Annotated in this window: 10 protein-coding genes; 1 reads left to right on the forward strand and 9 read right to left on the reverse strand. The window is 66.8% G+C overall.

Annotated elements, in window-relative coordinates:
- Nucleotides 1–7: 7 nt before the first annotated feature.
- The gene (locus K6T56_02030; GenBank protein MCL6555121.1) at nucleotides 8–1597 is read right to left on the reverse strand and encodes a carboxysome shell carbonic anhydrase; all 1590 of its coding nucleotides are present in this window, start codon (nucleotides 1595–1597) and stop codon (nucleotides 8–10) included.
- Nucleotides 1598–1621: 24 nt separating this feature from the next.
- The gene (locus K6T56_02035) at nucleotides 1622–3412 is read right to left on the reverse strand and encodes a CsoS2 family carboxysome shell protein (GenBank protein ID MCL6555122.1); all 1791 of its coding nucleotides are present in this window, start codon (nucleotides 3410–3412) and stop codon (nucleotides 1622–1624) included.
- A 176-nt stretch (nucleotides 3413–3588) separates the two neighbouring features.
- Here K6T56_02035 and K6T56_02040 point away from each other — a divergent pair, with 176 nt between their 5' ends.
- Entirely contained in the window at nucleotides 3589–4539 is a 951-nt protein-coding gene (locus K6T56_02040; GenBank protein ID MCL6555123.1) for a LysR family transcriptional regulator, read from the forward strand.
- A 167-nt stretch (nucleotides 4540–4706) separates the two neighbouring features.
- On the opposite strand, the gene K6T56_02045 is transcribed toward K6T56_02040, so the two are convergent.
- From K6T56_02045 to K6T56_02075, 7 genes are all read right to left on the reverse strand, one after another.
- The gene (locus K6T56_02045) at nucleotides 4707–5033 is read right to left on the reverse strand and encodes a P-II family nitrogen regulator (protein MCL6555124.1); all 327 of its coding nucleotides are present in this window, start codon (nucleotides 5031–5033) and stop codon (nucleotides 4707–4709) included.
- On the reverse strand, nucleotides 5030–8116 hold the full coding sequence (locus K6T56_02050; protein ID MCL6555125.1) for a DUF2309 domain-containing protein: 3087 nt from the start codon (nucleotides 8114–8116) through the stop codon (nucleotides 5030–5032). Before K6T56_02050 ends, K6T56_02045 begins: the two co-directional genes overlap by 4 nt.
- 35 nt (nucleotides 8117–8151) lie before the next feature.
- Nucleotides 8152–8892, reverse strand: a complete 741-nt coding sequence (locus K6T56_02055) for a hypothetical protein (protein ID MCL6555126.1) — start codon at nucleotides 8890–8892, stop codon at nucleotides 8152–8154.
- A gap of 1 nt (nucleotide 8893) precedes the next feature.
- Nucleotides 8894–10573, reverse strand: a complete 1680-nt coding sequence (locus K6T56_02060; protein MCL6555127.1) for an NADH-quinone oxidoreductase subunit L — start codon at nucleotides 10571–10573, stop codon at nucleotides 8894–8896.
- Nucleotides 10574–11143: 570 nt separating this feature from the next.
- Entirely contained in the window at nucleotides 11144–12013 is an 870-nt protein-coding gene (locus tag K6T56_02065) for a hypothetical protein (GenBank protein ID MCL6555128.1), read from the reverse strand.
- A gap of 11 nt (nucleotides 12014–12024) precedes the next feature.
- Nucleotides 12025–14505: a DUF2309 domain-containing protein gene (locus K6T56_02070; GenBank protein MCL6555129.1), complete on the reverse strand. Its 2481-nt coding sequence runs from the start codon at nucleotides 14503–14505 to the stop codon at nucleotides 12025–12027.
- A 2-nt stretch (nucleotides 14506–14507) separates the two neighbouring features.
- A complete protein-coding gene (locus K6T56_02075; protein ID MCL6555130.1) occupies nucleotides 14508–16133 on the reverse strand; it encodes an NADH-quinone oxidoreductase subunit L in 1626 nt (541 codons plus the stop codon).
- Between the last annotated feature and the right edge of the window lie 74 nt (nucleotides 16134–16207).

Genomic DNA, 16207 nt, shown 5'->3' on the forward strand with positions numbered 1-16207 from the left:
CTTCACCTCAATGTCCATTCGCGCTGGTATCCATGTCCGGAACGCTTTCCTGCACGCTGCCCGGCTGCTTGCCCTGCACCGTCATGCCGCAGACGAGCAAACCCTGCCTGGCAAGCTCCGGGTAGCGCGTCTCGATCGCCGCCTTGATGCGGCGGCAGCGGGCCACCGCGCGCTCGCGCGAACCCGGGACCCGCTCGTCGTAGCGGTAATGGATCGCGATCGGGATGGGCAGGCCGTGGATCACGTTCAGCTTGCTGAAAATCCTGATGCCCACGTCTAGGTCGGCCGCACCCTCCTCGATGGTGTACAGGTGACCGAAGTAGGCGAGGTTGCGCAGATGCAGCCCGTCGAAGCTGTCGCCGATGTTGATCAGGCGCTCGGCATGGCCGATGTCGGCATAGCGGCCGTTGTGCTGCGCGCAGACGTAATCGATCTGCGACAGATTGTTGGTGAGCAGCCGCGCGATCAGGCGGCGCATGCCAGGCTCCGGCATGCTGCGGCCGGCGGCGCGGGCGGCCTCGTCGATGGCGGCGGTAACACTGCTCGCCGCTTGCGAGGCGGCCATGTCGGCGGTCCGGCGGTACACGCTCAGGTTGTCCACGAAGCAGTCCACGCTCATCTCGCCCTGGGCATCCGGCACGTGTACCCTGATCGCGTCGTTGTCGGTGTCCACGCCGATGAGCAATGTCGCCACCGAGGCGCCGCAGCAGAACCCGTTTTCGATCGCGGTGCGGAAGGCCGCCAGGCGGTCGAGGGCCCCCTGGGCCGCCTTGCGATCATCACTGCCGTGGGCCGCGCAGCCTTCGTGCTGCGGGTCCGAGCTGCTGAAGTGGTAGACCGCGATTTTCAGGTAGCGCGTGCCGGCATCCGACAGGGTCGGCACACCTTCACGGAAGCGGCGCAATTCGGTCTCGATCCACTGCTTCACGTTCATTTCGACGTCGAACAGGGCGCCGGCATAGGACTTGAGGCGTACCGAGTGCAGGGGCAGGCGCAGCACGAACTGGAGCAAGCCCTTGAGGCGGCCATCGGCACAGGGGCTGATATCCACTTCATGAAAGCCGCATTCGATGAAGAAGCGTTGCATGGCCTCCGCGTCTTCGCGGCGGTTTTCGCCTGCGGCCTGTTCACGAGCCAGCGCGTAATAGGTCTGCAGCACGCTGTATCCGTATAGCTTGCGCATGTCCAGGGTGGTCACCCAGGCGTCACCCAGCACGTCCGCCGGCAGTTCGAAGCCAAGGCGCTCCCGGGCGATCTGCTGCGCGCGCTGCTCGAAACCCGCCTCGTGTTGCTGTGCGGCGATGGCCTTCAGGATGGGAACGATGGCGTCGAAGCGGGCGCGTACGGCGCGTTCGTACTCGGCCAGTTCCGCATTGCGCGCAGCGTCGATCAGCGGATGGGCGCGCGGGCTGCACGCGCTGCTCACGCATTCGCCGGCGCGCACCTCCATGCCGGGCGGGCAGAAGCTTGGCCGTTGTGGCCAGCCCGGCAATGCCGCAGCGGAGCTGGGTGCAGTGCGTACAGCCATGCCGACAGGGGCGGTGGCAGGGGCCGCCTGACGGCCGCGCAGCGCTGCCATGCGTTGACGGGTGTTCATGCAGCGTCGTCCTCGCCAAACCGTTCAGCCCCGGGCGCCTCCGGACAGGGTGACGAGTGCCCCGGCCTCGGTATTGCCGCTGCTGCCGGTGATGCGACTGGGGGCGGGCGTCGGACGTTCCGCTTCGCGGTGGTCGCGGGCGCTCAGGCCGCCACCCCGCCAGGCGCCCCGTAGCGTCGGATTGCGGCTCTGGGCGGAACGACCTTCGGTACCGGTCACGCGGTCGTTCCGGTCCCAGGCGTCACCGGTGATCTGGCGCGCTCGGCCTTCGCCGGTGATGCGATCCACCTGACCGTCGGGGCGGCGTGAGGGGGCGGCGGATGCCGTTTCATCCCTGTAGCGGAACTCCGGCGTGCCGGAGACTAGGCCCACGGCACGGGCCATGGGCCCGGTGATGCGGCCGTTGTCGCCGTAGGCGCTGCCGGTGATGCGTCGGACCTCGCTGTTGCGCGCCATGCGCGCCGGCGTGGTGATGGAGAAGCCGCTTGACACCCTCGGTGCGGGCGGCGTGCCGCAGGCCTCGGCGCTCTGGTCCTCACCCACGTAGGGCGTGCCGCTGACCGGCTGGCATGCGCCGCGCGCGTTGCCGGTCAGCTTGCTGTCGGGACCGGGCTGGATGCCGGTGACCGCCGGACTGCGGCCCAGACGGGCGCGGTTGATGGCTTCCGCCGCGGCACGCGCGGCGCAGAACTCCGCGTACTGCTCGGCGCCGATGTAGGCGCTGCCGGTCACCGGCTTGCACGCGCCGTATTCGTCGCCGGTGACCCGGACCGACCGGCCCACCTGGGCGCCGGTCACGACCTGACCCTTGATGGTGCGCGACACGCCCACTTTGGCCGGCGGCTGGTAAGGTTGCTCGCGGCAGAAGGAAACGAACTCTTCGCTGGGGATGTAGTCGGTGCCAGTCACACGCTTGCAGGAGCCCTGCTCAACGCCGGTAAGGCTCGGTGAACGACCCAGTAGGGTTCCGGTCACCCTTGCGCCAGCGCTCGTGTGACTGACTTCCACCTTTTTTGGGGCGTTTCCCTCCTCATTCTGCCCGCTGATCGCGGGCTGGGCACCCGGCTCAGGGGCGGTGCCGCAGAAGTCGCGGACCTGCTCCGCCGCCAGGTATTCGGTGCCGGTCACGCGCTTGCACGTGCCGTATTCGTCGCCGGTGACCTTGCTGCTGCGGCCCACCTGGGTGCCGGTCACACGGTGGCCGCGGCTGGTGCTGGTCACACCCACCTTGGCCGGCGACGGCTCGGGCAGCGTGCCGCAGAAGTCGCGGAACTGCTCCGCGCCCACGTATTCGGTGCCGGTGATGGTACGGCAGGTGCCGGCCTCGTTGCCGGTGACGCGTGAGGTGCGCTCCACCTGGCTGCCGGTCACGGGGGTGCCGGCCAACGTGGTGCCGATTTCCACCTTCGTCGGCTGCGGGCGTACCCGGCCGCAGGGGCGGCTGGGGGGTGCGTCGCCGCGCCCTCTCAGAGATTGTTCCATGCGGCGCTGGCGCGCCGGGGAGAGCGGGAGAGGCGTGAGATTCGCGGCAGGACGGGCTTCCTCGACGCGGGCGGAGAGGGGCTCGCCATGCTGGCAGCCACAGCTTGCCGCGTCGGCGTTTTCGCCGGCTGTAGGCGCGGCCGGGTTGGCTGCGACCGGCGCGGCGGCGCTGTTGCGCGCGGCAAGTCGGACCGCGGTGGCGCTTGCCGGTCCGCTGGTGATGGGGCCTGGGGTGGCGCCCTTCCCTTTGAGGGAGAGCGCGCGGCGGCGGGCGAGAGCCGCTTCTCGGCCGCTGAGGGCTTCACCCGGGGGGGTTGCAGTCGCTTGGCTCATATCCGATTGCCTTATGGTTCAGAAGTTGATCATTAGCTACCGTTGGTCGGGCACTTGCGCTGAATAAGCGTTTGTTGCCAACTATAGGGAGATAAGTGCATAATCAAAAATGAATAATTCTTATCGTTTCCATTCATCTTTATGAATGATTTCACTCAGTCAGAAAGGACTCGGTCATGAACGTGACGTTTCGCCAGCTGCGCGTACTCGAAGCGGTGGCGCGCCATTCCAGCTTCACCCGCGCCTCGGAGGAGCTGCATTTGACCCAGCCCGCCGTCTCGACCCAGATCAAGCAGCTGGAAGAAGAAGTCGGCCTGCCCCTGTTCGAGCAGATGGGCAAGAAGATCTTTCTCACCGAGGCGGGCAAGGAGGTCTACGCCTTCAGCCGCGCCATCGCCCAGCAGTTCCGTGACCTCGAGTCGGTACTGGACGACATGAAGGGCGTCAAACGCGGCACCTTGGCGCTCACCGTCACCAGCACCGGCAAGTACTTCGCCCCTTATCTCCTCGCGGCATTCACCAAGCGCCATCCCGGCACCCAGGTGCATCTCGAGGTCACCAACCGCGAGGAGCTCGTGCGACAACTGCACGACAACGTGCCGGACATGGCCATCATGGGAACACCGCCCGACAACATCGAAGTGCAGGCGCAGGCCTTCATGCCGAATCCCCTGGTGATCATCGCACCCCCCGACCATCCGCTGGTAGGCAGCTCCCGCATTCCGTTGAGCCGCCTCGTGGAAGAGAACTTCATCCTCCGTGAGCGCGGCTCGGGCACACGCAATGCGGTCGAACGCTTCTTCCAGCAGCGCGGCCTCAAGCTCAACACCTCGATGGAAATGAGCCGCAACGAGGCCATCAAGCATGCCGTGATGGCCGGCCTGGGCCTCGGCATCGTGTCGCTGTACACCCTGGAATTCGAGCTGGCGCTCAACCGCATCGCCCTCCTGAGCGTGGAGGGCTTTCCGATCATGAAGGAGTGGTACCTGGTCCACCGTAGCGGCAAGCGCATGTCGCCCATCGCCCAGGCCTTTCACGATTTCGTGCTGAACGAAGCGGAGCGGATCATGCAGCTGCCGCAACCGCGACCAGTGACGCGGTCCAACCGGCGCGTTACCCGTTCCTGAGCTCATTGGGTTTCCTGACTGGCCTCCGTGTTCGGTGCTCTCTTTCCCGCACAGCGATAGCGGCTCCGTGGTTCAGCGTTTCAGGCTCACCGTGCCACCGTGTCTCTCAGGTGACGAGACCCGACGCCATCCTCGGGATGGCTCGCCGAGTCCAGAGGGGAGGCCGGTCAACTCTTGAACTTCACCAGGCGCGTGACCTGGATGTCGGAGATGAAGAACACGCCCGAGTGCTTGTCGAAAAACGGCGCGAAACCTTCCAGGATCGGCTCCACCAGTTCCGCGGGAACGGCCACGATGATCATGATCAGCACGGCGTCCTCGTTGAACATGAGGTGGCCCTCGTGAAATCCGTGCCGGCCCTTGCCGGAGAGATTGCCGACGATGGTGTAACCGGTCACGCCGGCGCGGTCCAGCAGGTCGGTGGCGAACTCCTTATGCGCGCCTTCGATGATGATTTCCAGCTTTTTGAGGGGACTGAGGTTGAGGTTGGTCATAGAGAGCGCTCCTGGGTTTCGATGGCGGTGTCGGGGGTGAGCACGCCGTGCTGCTGCCATGCGCCGTCCTCGAACACATGCAGCGTCTGGGTGTCCGGGTCGACGACGGCCATGCGCACCCAGCCGTTATAGACAAGAGTGCGGACGTTGCTGACGGCCTCGATCGCCCGCCGGGCGTGCTCGAAGGGCGCCTCGATCAGGGTCAGCAGACGCAGTGGCTGGTGGTAGGGCGCGCCGTCCTTGAGCACCGTCTGTGCCGGCAGCCCGGTGCGCAGGTCCGAGAGGTTGCCGGTCATGACACCAAAGCGTCCTGCAACGTTGTGGTAGACCTTGCTACCGCTGCCGTAGTGGGCGTTGTCCACGGTGGAGAAGTAGTGCTCCATGTTGATCCACTGGCCCACCACCAGCGGGCCGGAGAGGATGTTTTCCAGCAGGCGTCCCTTCGGATCGCAGCGATGGTCGTAGGAATGCAGGAACACCCGGCCGTCGAGGTTGAGCTTTGCGGTGAGATGGCGGCGGCCAATGACGAAGGCGGCATTGCCAGACAGGCCCCACTCCGGCCGCACCTGCGACCAGTCCAGGGCATTGCGGCGCGCCTCGCGAAAGGCACGCGCCGGATCGCTGCTGTGCCCGTTTTGCGTCGGCTCCAGCGTCGGCATGCGCTCCGCCGCGGCCAGGCGCGACGCGGCCTGCAGACCGTTGTTGAGCCGCTCGAGGTAGAGCAGGTGGCTTGGCGGCAGCAAGTCGAGGTCATAGAGCCGGAGCTCGTCGGTGGTGGTGTTGTGGAAGGCGGGGATGAACCAGGTGTCGTCGGCAATGGCAATGCCCTGGGCGCGCAGGCGCTCGCGCACCGCCGGCTTGTTCGCCATCTGCGCCAGTACCCGCGCGTTGACGATGCCGTGGTTGCCACCACAGGCGCCGCAGTCCAGCGCCGACTCATAGGGGTTGTTTTCGGAGGTGCTGCCGTGGCCGACCAGCAGCACGAAGCGGGAGAAGCCGGAGGTGAGACCGATGGAGCGCAGCGCGGTGCTGACGAAGTGCACCTGCTCGTCCAGACTGAATCCGATCCGCCCCAGGCGCTCCAGCTGGATCTGCGCATAGCCGCGATTGATGCGGTACACCTGCTGCAGGCGGGCGATGAACCTCTCTTCGGTCTCGGCATTTAGCCCAAAGGCCGCAGCGAAGTTGGTCGGCCCCGTGCGGTTACCCAGCGCCACCTCGCGCAGCTCGCGGATCATGTCGTCGGTGAGTGCCTCGCGCTGGATGTTGAGCTCGCGGCCGACGGCCCTCACGATCATCGCCCGCTGCAATGAGCGGATGATCGAGTCAGCCTGCTCGCGTGAGAGCTTGTCCAGCATCAGGCGGCTGTCCGGCTTGTCCGGCTGCAGGCGGCTACGCCAGCGGTTGTAGGTCAAGGGCGCGAGGGTCTTGCCGAACATGTCCAGGCCGAACAGCAGGCCGATGGCCTCCACCGTGATGAAGGGCGACAGGATCGAAGCCTTCAGGTCGTGGACGACCTGTTCCAACACCGAGACGAAGGCCTCCTGATCGGCACTGCGCGCGATGGCGAGCTCCAGCACCAGGTTCTTGGGCGTGACCACCACTGGGCAGAGATGGGTCTCGCTGCCCTTATCCAGGCCGATGAAGCTCAACGGTACGCCGAAAAAGCCGGCAATGCCAAACGTCTGATAGTCGCCCACCTTCTCCAGATGGCGGCGGATGCGCTCGGAGCGCACATCGATGCAGAACAGCACCTGCGCAAACGGGCGTTTGTCCCGCGTCGGGGCAGGTGCGAGGTTCAGCCCGGCCAGCAGCCGATTCCTGTACTTCGCTTCCGCTGCGGCCAGCCACATCGGGCCCTCCGCCGCCTCAAAGCGGACGAGGGTGGCGCACAGGCGCTCGATGCCGTCCGCATCGAGCTCAATCAGCGCCTCCCCCTGGCCCGCCTGGGCCGCCAGCTGTCGCAGACGCGCGGCCCAGTAGCAGGCTTCGTGTTCCCGTTTGCGGGCGACATAGACGGGCAGCAGGCGGGAAAGACGCTTTCGGCGACCGTCGGCGAGTGCCTCCTCGACCGCGTGCGCCAGTTCCGGCAGCACATGGCCGCCATGAAACTCGCGCCGCAGCCAGGCTTCCTCCGGGTGTTCCTCGACAAAGCGTGCCAGCGCCGGCAGGGTCGCCGGCGTGTTTCTGCGCTGGGCGTGCTCGCGCAGCAGCGCCAGGGCCAGTACCAGACGGATGGCGAGATAATCCACTAGGTCGGCCGGGCAGCTGCGGCTCCAGTGGTAATGCTTGGCGCCGGCACGCCAGCGGATGAATCCAGCCCAGCCGTGCAGCCGGGTGAGCTCGCAGGTGAAGGTGTCGGTCCAGTCGTCCTCGGGAACGCCCAGCTCTTCCATCACGTGGCTGATGAGACCCTCGGGGCTGTCGTCGACCGCCAGGATCTGTTTGATGTGCAGGCCGCGGATGAACAGCCGCAGGTTGTGGCGGGCCACCGCGCTCCAGGCCGCGAACAGGCCCCGCTCGCGCCCCGGCATCTGCCACACCGACTGGCCTTCGTCGAAAAAGTCGAGACAACTTCTGATCACCAGCTCGTCTAGGGTCGCGCCAATGTCAGTGCCGAACAGCTGGTCGACGAGGGTGTACACCGGTCGGCCCGGCGGCATGGCGGCGCGGACCCGCGCCGCCAGCGCCGCAGGCGTGATCGCGGCCGGCGGCAGGGAGCGGCCTGCGAGCGAGGCGTGAATGTCGCCCGCGCTGGCAAGCGAGGGCGCGGCGCCGATTTCCTGGGCCTCCTTCGTGAGCAAACTCATCAGCAGGCGCTGCAGGTCAAGCCCGGGAATCGGCGCCACCTCCGCGACGAAGCGTTTCACCTCCCGCGCCAGCACGCCGGCATCCACCTTGCCCTCGGCCAGGTAGCGCTGTTGCAGGGCGCGGGGCAGGTAGCCGCGCGCCCGGAACAGCCGCTCGCCCTGGGCCACCGCCTGCGCAAACGGTAGGTGCTCCAGGCCGTGCAGAGGGTTATGGTGGATGAAGGTGCGCATGGGCCAGAAATAAGGGATGGGCTCCCCCGCCACCTGCACCATGGCGCGAATCTTGAGGCGGCGTCCCAGGGAGAGGCTCACAGTCCACCCCCTGTCAGATAGAGGCCGGCGGCGGCGAACACGCCAAGGGCACCAAAATACGCCAGCGCGGCGGCGCCGCCGAGGTCGGCGGCCGGACCCGGGTATTCGTCACCGGCCACGAAGCCTTGCAGCAAACGGGTCGCCGCCCAGCCCCACACCAGCCAGATCGCGAGCACGGCGAGGACGGCCGCGCCGGCGAGCGCGTGCAGCAAACCGAGCAGCGCGAAGAAACCCGGAAAGGGCGGCGTGGCCACTGCCGCCAGCGCGATCACCACCAGCAGCGCGGAAAGCCGCGGCAGACGACCGGCGAGGCCGCCCGGCAAGCCGGCATAGGCCGCGCCTAGACGCCGCGCCAGCGGGGCGACAAGCAACGCCAGCAGCGCCGCCGGCAGGCTGAGCCAGAACGCGAACTGGTGCAGCCTGGCCATTTCCCCCTGCGCCGCCAGGCCCCAGGTCAGCGCCAGCGCCGAACTCGCCAGGAAACCCGCCCACAGGCCGAGGTCGCGCACGGTGAGCAGGCGCAGGGCGTAGAGCGCGGAGGTCGCCAGCGCCCAGTAGGTGAAGGCGGCCGGCACCGGCTGCGGCGCATTCTGCAGCAGCAGCACGCCGATTTGCGGCCACGCCAGGATGAGCACGCTGCGCGCCAGCGGATGGCGCACCAAGGTGAGCGCGGCGTTGAAGAGGATGCTCAGCGGAAACAACGGCAAGAAGAGGCCAGCGGCGAGGAGCAGCGTCATGTCACACCCCCTTCAGCCAGATGTTGAGCCGCGCGGACAGGCCGAGCACCGCCTGGGTGAGCCAGGCGTAGACATCGGCCACGTAGAGCTCGCGTGAAAGGAGGGAATAGAAGGTGAGCCGCAGGGCCGACACCTTGCCGCCGGGGGAGCGGTTACTGGCGCTGGCGTAGTAGGTGACGAGCCAGCCCACGACGATGCCCACCGTGAGCAGCGCCACCAGCACCTCGAAGGTACCAATCGGTATGCTCGCCGCAGCGTAGAGGCGATCGCTCACTGCCCGATCCGGGTAAAGGAACAGCTCGAAGGCGTGGCCGATGATGGTGTAGCCGGCCACCACGATGATGAGGGACAGGATGATCATCGCCATCAGCCGCCACGCGCTGTCGGCACCCAGGCGGTAGGTGGCGAACAGCAGCTGCGCGCCGGTCGCCCAGCCGAAGAACAGCAGGATCAGCGCCCCTTGGCGGCCAACGAAATCGCGGTCCACCAGCCAGTGGGACAGGCCCAGGATCAAAAAGGGCACGGCCAGCGTGATGACCGCCGCCAGCACCCACGGCAGCCGTGAGACCACCGCCTTGCGTTCGACGACGAAGGTGTAGAGCTCGTCGTGGGGCACGTTGTCGTGGCGTCGGGCATTGCCGATGACGCTGCCGGCGCCGAGGAACAGCGTGCCCTTGAACAGGCCATGGGCGATGAGATGGTAGATGGCGAGCGAGAACGCGCCGACGCCGCATTCGACGAACATGAAGCCCATCTGGCCCATGGTCGAATAACCGAGCGATTTTTTGATGTCGTTCTGGATCAGCATCAGAACCGAGCCGAGGATGGCGGTAATCAGGCCGACGATGAACACCAGGTGCAGCACCTCGCCGGCATGTACGAACACCGGCGCAAAGCGATTGAGGAGGAAGCCGCCGGCATTAACGATGCCGGCGTGCATCAGCGCCGACACCGGTGTGGGGCCTTCCATGGTGTAGGGCAGCCAAGTGTGCAGCGGGAACTGCGCCGAACGGGCGAAGGCGGCAAGCGCCACCAGAAAGGCGACGACAGTGGGTAGCGGCATGCCCAGCACCGTGTGCCCATTGGGGTCGGCGCCGATCCGCTCGAACAGCGCCGGCAGCGACAGCAGGCCGTAGGCCTGATACAGCAGGACCGCCGCCAGCACCAACGGCAGGTCGCCGAGGCGGTAGGTGAAGAAAGACCAGAAAGCGTAGCGGCTCGCCGCCGGCCGCCGCAGGTCATGGCCCAGCAGGAAATACAGCACCACGCCGATGAGATGCCAGGCCATGAGCAGGGTGATCAGGTCCCCCGCCGCCACCATGAGCAGAATCGCCGCCGCCATCAGGTCCAGCAACGCAAAGAAGCGCGCATAGCCCGGCTCCTCGGCCATGTAGCGTACGGAATAGACATGCACCACCAGGCTGATGCCCGCGACCATCAACGCCATGAGGTGGGCAAGCGGATCGAAGTAGAGGCTGCCCCAGCCCGCACTCGACGCCACCCACTGCGGCTTTGGCGCTGCCAGGTAGGCCAGCAGCGAGGCGATGCCCAGCACGAGCGTGAGCCCGCTGAAGGCGACGCTCAGGCGCGCGATCACGGGGCGCGGCCGATCGCGCAGCAGCGCGATCAGCAGCGCCGAGAGCAAGGGCAGGGCCGGGAGCAGGAGTGTCAGCTTGTCCACTGCGTCAAGGTCCCTTGATCAGAGTGGTCCATGTTCGCCACCACGCGGTCGGCGGGCGTTTTCTTGCCCGCCCCTACCTGGCGGCGCCAACGCCGGGCATTAACCATGATCCATAACTTGCTATCGGCGTTCTGTCATGGTAGAGGCGCCCTTTGCTTATTGTTGATGCATGGGGCGGAAAGACACTCTGAGAGCATTCTGAATGCCTCTCCGAGGTGACGCGCTCAATACTAGAGGCGTCAAACGATAGACAACAGTCTTAATTTTTTATGGGAACGATAAGACGAGGTAGATGCATCGGTGGCGGGACGAGGGCGCCGGGAGGGATCAGGTGCCAAGCCAGAAGGCGACGTTCCTTTCGAGGAGTTCGCGCCACGGCATGTCCTGGGAGCCAGCGCAGGAGAAGGTGAGAGGGGCCACGAGAAAAAGGCTCTTCAGCGGGATAGAGCCTCTTTCGCCTTTAACCCATGGGACAGCGACGGCCGGTCACGGTGGATCGCGGGGTGGCAATGGCCGAAAGCATGGGAACGCGGGCGAGGCCCCCCGGCAGGGGACCCGCAGGAACCGGGATCAGGGATTGCACACATCGCAGCGACCGGGATTGGCGTGGCTGGGGCCGCTCAGTGGTCGTGTCTCGCGCTGCGTGCACTTCAGGCAGCCGTAAACCCAGGCACGGGTTTCCCCGGTCGGCGCGCCGCAATCCGCGCAGGGCAGGCCGGCTACCCGTTCGACCCTCCAGTAACCGGGTGTGCCGCAGGCGGGACAGCGCGACGCTAGCCTCGCCGCCAGATCCGCCGCCGCCACGGCGATATTTGCCATGCGGGCGGGGTTGGCATGGGCCCGGCCGTCGGTCTCGACGAAGGCCAGACCATTGTCCGCTTCCGACACGGCCCAGGCCCACGCCGCTTCCAGTTCGGGCCAGGTTTGAATGCCTTTACGGATGCGCCGATCGTGCGCGTCGCGGGGGCGCACGACCAGTTGCTGTTCCGGGAAACCGACCTCGCGCGCGAAGGCCTCGAGCGCCGGCCAATCGTGGGTGAGCAGGTGGTGAAAGTTCCCCCGATTCTCCGCCATTCCGACGACCTCCAGATTGCGCGGATAGTCGATGAACACGATCACTTCCACGTTCCACGGCGCCATGCCGAGGAAGGGATCGGGAACGAAGGCCCCTTCGCTGCCCAGCCCAAAGGGCAAGCCCGCCAGTTCCATGGCGAGGCGCGCCTTTTTTCGCGCCACTTCCACCTGCGTGCCGAAGCGGGGGATGTCCCGCGTGAACGTGCCCAGCAGGTCGGTGTCGTAGCCATCGACATGGCGCACGCGGCAGCCCAGCGTATCCTCCAGTACCGGTGCAATCACCCGCTGCTTACCGTGTTGGGTCAGCAGCGCGATCTCGGCCCCGGCATAAACGCTGATGGGGGTCGGCTTTTCGCTGGCCGGCATGGTGCGCTGCCTCAGACCCGTTGCCAATCCGCCTTGGATACGCGTCGGTAGACAACGCCATCGTCAGCGATGCGGAACAGGTGCAGCCAGCCATTCTCCACCAGCTGCCGCACCATCTCGTGGCGACTGATGATGTCGTCCATGGCCGCTTCCGGCGCTTCGATGAACACGGAAAGGCGCAGCGGTTCGTGCACCCAGCGCTGGCCGTCGTGCAGCGACTGCATGGGCAGGCCCACGCGAAGATCGCCGCCGTTGCCTTCGAGCACACCGATGGCGCCGCCCACCACATTGTGCAGCACCTTGTTGCCACTGCCGAAGCGCCGGTTGTCCACCACCGAGCCGTAGTACTGCATGTTGATCCAGTTCGCCACCACCATGGGCGCGGTCATGATCAGCTCCAGGATCTTGAAGCCCTCGTCCTTCCGCCAGACATACTCATGCAGGAAGGCACGGCCGCCGAGGTCCATGCCGGCGGTACGCGCGCGCGGCGCGGCGATGAAGGCGGCGTTGTTGGCCAGCCCCCATTCCGGCCGCACCTGTGACCAGTCGCGGCTGCGCTGGCGCACATCTGCCGCCACGCGATCATCGGGCAGGTTGCCAATGCCCAGCATGGCAGCGCGCTCCATGCGCGCGAGGTCGCCGGCCTGCTCCAGCCACTGGCGCAGTTGGGCGAGGTCCGGTGCCAAGGCGGCGGGCACCTCGTCGGTGTCGAACAGGCGCACCTCGTCCGTGGTGGTGTCGTGCAGGCCGGCGACGAACCAGGTGTCCTCTGGGATGTCGATGCCCCGCTCGCGCAGGCCTCGGCGCACCGCCCGGTCGTTCATCAGCGCAGCCACCACGCGGGCGCTGACCTCGCCGGTCTGGCCGGCGCAGGCGCCGCAGTCGAGGCCGGTGGCATGGGGGTTGTTCACCGTGGTGCTGCCGTGGCCGACCAACAGCACCAGCCGACCGAAGTTCTCGGTCATGGCCATGGCGCGCAGGATGCGCTCGGCATGGTCGAGCCGATCGGCCTGGGGGATGCCGGAAGCGGCGGGGAGCGTGCAACATTGCGCCTCGGGCACGGCCTCCAGGGTCGGGCCGATGCGGTCGATGTCCTGCCGGGCGAGCCCCTGGCGGTGGGGATCGGGCACCGGCCGGGTCCAGCCAAAACTGTCGCTGAGCAGCCTGGGACCGTAGCTCAGGCCGGCGGCCTCGACGAAGGTGAAGCAGGACGAGGCCGACAGCTTGAAACCCTTCCATGCCTTGGACCGGCCGATGCGCTGGCGCCGCTGCTCGAGCAGGGTCGCGGCGTCGCCGCCCTTGACCCGGTCATGGATGCGATAGGCGGGCTTGAAAATCACCGGCACGTGGCTGCGGCCGGTGCTGGCGCCCAGCGGCACGTGTTCGATAAAGATGCCGAAGAAGCCGGCGAAGCCGATGGTCTGCACCGCGGGCGCCACTGTCTCCAGCGAGCGGCGGAATACCTCGGAGCGCACGTCGATGCAGAAAGCTGCCTGCACCGCTGGCCGCGCCGCGGGGGCAGACAGGGTCGGGTTGGCAAGCCCGGCGATCACGCTGCGCTGGAAGCCGATCTCCATCGCGTTGAGCAAGATGCGGTCGATCTCAGCCGCGGCCTGGCGCTTGGCGGACGGCGGCCTCATGCTGGCGGCCAGCATCTCGCGCCAGCGCGCGACCAGCGCCGCGCTGCGCTTTTCCTTGAACAGCAGCACGTCCCATATCAGGCGGATCGCCAGCAGATCGACAATAGAGTCGTCACGCTGTCCGGCCAGCTCCGCCTGCCAGCGCAGATAACGCGTCCAAGCCGCCCAGCCGCCGATGCTCAAAAGCGAGGCATGGAGATAGCGCTCCACCGCCGCGTCGGGCACGTCCAGCTCCGCCACGGCCCAGGCAATGGCGGCGCGCGGTTCCGCGGGCACGCTGGCGACGGCAGTACGGAAATGATCGAGCCCCATCATTGCCGGGCTGCGATCGATGCTTGCTGCCTTGCGCCAGGCGGCGTACAGGGACAGATTGCGCCACGGCATACCCACTATGGCCTGGCCCAGGTCGAAATAGGCGGCGCAATGCAGGCTGATGCGATCGGTGACGAAAGGGGTCCAGATGCCGCCTTCCACGCGGTCGAGCACTTCGCTCACCGACGCCATGCCCATTTTCGGCTGCGGCGCCTCGACGGCAAGCGCCCGCTCCACGGCGGCCACGTCGAGCCGGCTGCCGCAGCGCGCGATCGCCTGTTCGATGTCTTCGTGCGTGATGCGGCCAGTCGCGAGTTGCTCCCGAAAGTAGGCGCGCGGCATATACAGGCTGCCGCCGGTGATGCGCGCCAGCGTGTCGGAGGCGTCCTGGAAGCTGAGGTCGCGCAGGCCGAAGAACGGGTTGACCGCGACGAAGTGTTTGAGCGGCCACAATGGGGCGATGCGGTCGCAGGCCGCGTCGATGCGGCGGTTGAGCTCTTCCGCTGAATCCCTTTCGAGGGTGGCGTCGGTCATCTTCATGCTCAGGCTCCCTGGTTGTGGGCGGGTTGAAGCGGTGCGGGCCACACGCGCTGCAACAGGCGCGTGATGTAGACGTCGATGTACAGGCCGTTGTAGAGATGCACGTACAGCGTGTCGCGGAGATTCGAACGTGCGGTCTTGAGGAACTGTTGCATCAGGAGCAGGCCGACGAACGCGGCGATGGTCAGCGGCACGAGCACCGCCTGGAAGCCGGCGGCGGCGTCGCGCAGGGGCAGCACGCTGCCGTGCAGGGCGTGATCGAACAGCGCGTGCAGGATGAAGTAGACGATGGACACGACCGCGCTGAGCCCGACGGCGCGCAGCAGCGCGGCGGCGTTGCCGAGTAGGGTCGCGGTCTGCAGCATGAGCTGGCTCACGGCGATGGCCACGATGGTGCCGGCGGCGATGAGGGCGGGCTGTTGCTGCCAGGTTACGCCGAATGCCGCCCCCACGCCCGCTGTCATGGCGCCGGCGATGATCAGCGCGAGCAGCAGCTGGCCAAGCTGGAAACCCTTCGCCTCGTAGCGGATGGCCGGCGCGCGGAAGGCGTCCACCCCGCTTCCCGAGGCGAGGAAGGCATGGGCCTTGTACAGCGAATGGGCGACGAGGTGCAGCATGGCCAGGCTGTAGAGGCCAAGGCCACACTCCAGCAGCATGAAGCCCATCTGCGCCGTGGTGGACCAGGCCAGCGAGACCTTGATGCTGGTCTGCGTCAGCATCACCAGCGAGGCAAGCGCCAGGGTCACCAGGCCGATGATCGCAAGCAGCGCCATGGCGGTGCCGGAGTGGGACATGATCGGGCTCATGCGAATGACAAGGAAGGCGCCGGCGTTGACGATGCCCGCGTGCAGCAGGGCGGACACCGGGGTGGGCGCTTCCATCACCTGGATCAGCCAGCCGTGGAACGGGAACTGGGCCGACTTGAGCGCCGCGCTCACCACCACCAGCAGGCTCGCAGCTTGCAGACGCGCAGGCAGCGGGCCCTCCAGGGCGGCCATGCGTGCGAAGATTTCGTTGAATTCCAGGGTGTGCAGCGTCGAGCCGATCAGTAAGATCGCCAGCAGCAGGCTCGCATCGCCGATGCGGCTGGCGATGAACTTCTTGTGGGCCGAGAGCACCGCGGCCGGCCGCTCCCGGTAGAACATCAGCAGCTGGTGCAGGCACAGGCTGGTGACGATCCAGGCGAGCGAGAACATCAGCAGGTTGCCGGAGACGATCAGGGTCAGGATCGAGGCCAGGGTGAGGATGAGCCACTTGTGGAAGCGGCCCTGGTTCGGATCGCCGTCGAGATAGTTGCGCGCATAGCGCGACACGATGGCGCCGACGAAGGACACCAGCAGCAGCATGATCACGGTGACGCTGTTGACGTAGGTGCCGATGGAGAAGGCGCCGATGTCGCCGGGCAGGGCGAGGGAGAACAGGACCCAGGTGTGGGGCGTGCCGAACAGGTAGGCAAACCCCGCCGCGAGGGCACCGGCGAACGCGAGCCAGGCGGCGCCCTCGTTCATCTGCGCCATCAGGCGGGGGCGTGCGTTGGCCAAGCCGGCCGGAGTGAGACCGACCAGCCAAAGCAAGGCGGACGGGAAGAGGACGAGAGCTGGAATGAACGAACTCAGCGTCGGTGGCATGGGCCGGACTCCTTAAGAGTGAGGTCGGTAGAAAGAGCGTCCTTTGAACGTCTTGCCGCCGAGTCTAGGGAGTA

It is taken from the genome of Burkholderiales bacterium (genome assembly GCA_023511995.1).
Classification (GTDB): Bacteria; Pseudomonadota; Gammaproteobacteria; order Burkholderiales; family Thiobacteraceae; genus Thiobacter.

Excerpts from the sequence above, each read along its gene's own strand:
- K6T56_02075 (MCL6555130.1), bottom strand. The coding sequence starts at position 16,133 with ATGCCACCGACGCTGAGTTCGTTCATTCCAGCTCTCGTCCTCTTCCCG.
- K6T56_02045 (MCL6555124.1), bottom strand. The coding sequence starts at position 5,033 with ATGACCAACCTCAACCTCAGTCCCCTCAAAAAGCTGGAAATCATCATC.
- K6T56_02035 (MCL6555122.1), bottom strand. The coding sequence starts at position 3,412 with ATGAGCCAAGCGACTGCAACCCCCCCGGGTGAAGCCCTCAGCGGCCGA.
- K6T56_02070 (MCL6555129.1), bottom strand. The coding sequence starts at position 14,505 with ATGAAGATGACCGACGCCACCCTCGAAAGGGATTCAGCGGAAGAGCTC.
- K6T56_02065 (MCL6555128.1), bottom strand. The coding sequence starts at position 12,013 with ATGCCGGCCAGCGAAAAGCCGACCCCCATCAGCGTTTATGCCGGGGCC.
- K6T56_02040 (MCL6555123.1), top strand. The coding sequence starts at position 3,589 with ATGAACGTGACGTTTCGCCAGCTGCGCGTACTCGAAGCGGTGGCGCGC.
- K6T56_02055 (MCL6555126.1), bottom strand. The coding sequence starts at position 8,892 with ATGACGCTGCTCCTCGCCGCTGGCCTCTTCTTGCCGTTGTTTCCGCTG.
- K6T56_02030 (MCL6555121.1), bottom strand. The coding sequence starts at position 1,597 with ATGAACACCCGTCAACGCATGGCAGCGCTGCGCGGCCGTCAGGCGGCC.
- K6T56_02050 (MCL6555125.1), bottom strand. The coding sequence starts at position 8,116 with ATGGTGCAGGTGGCGGGGGAGCCCATCCCTTATTTCTGGCCCATGCGC.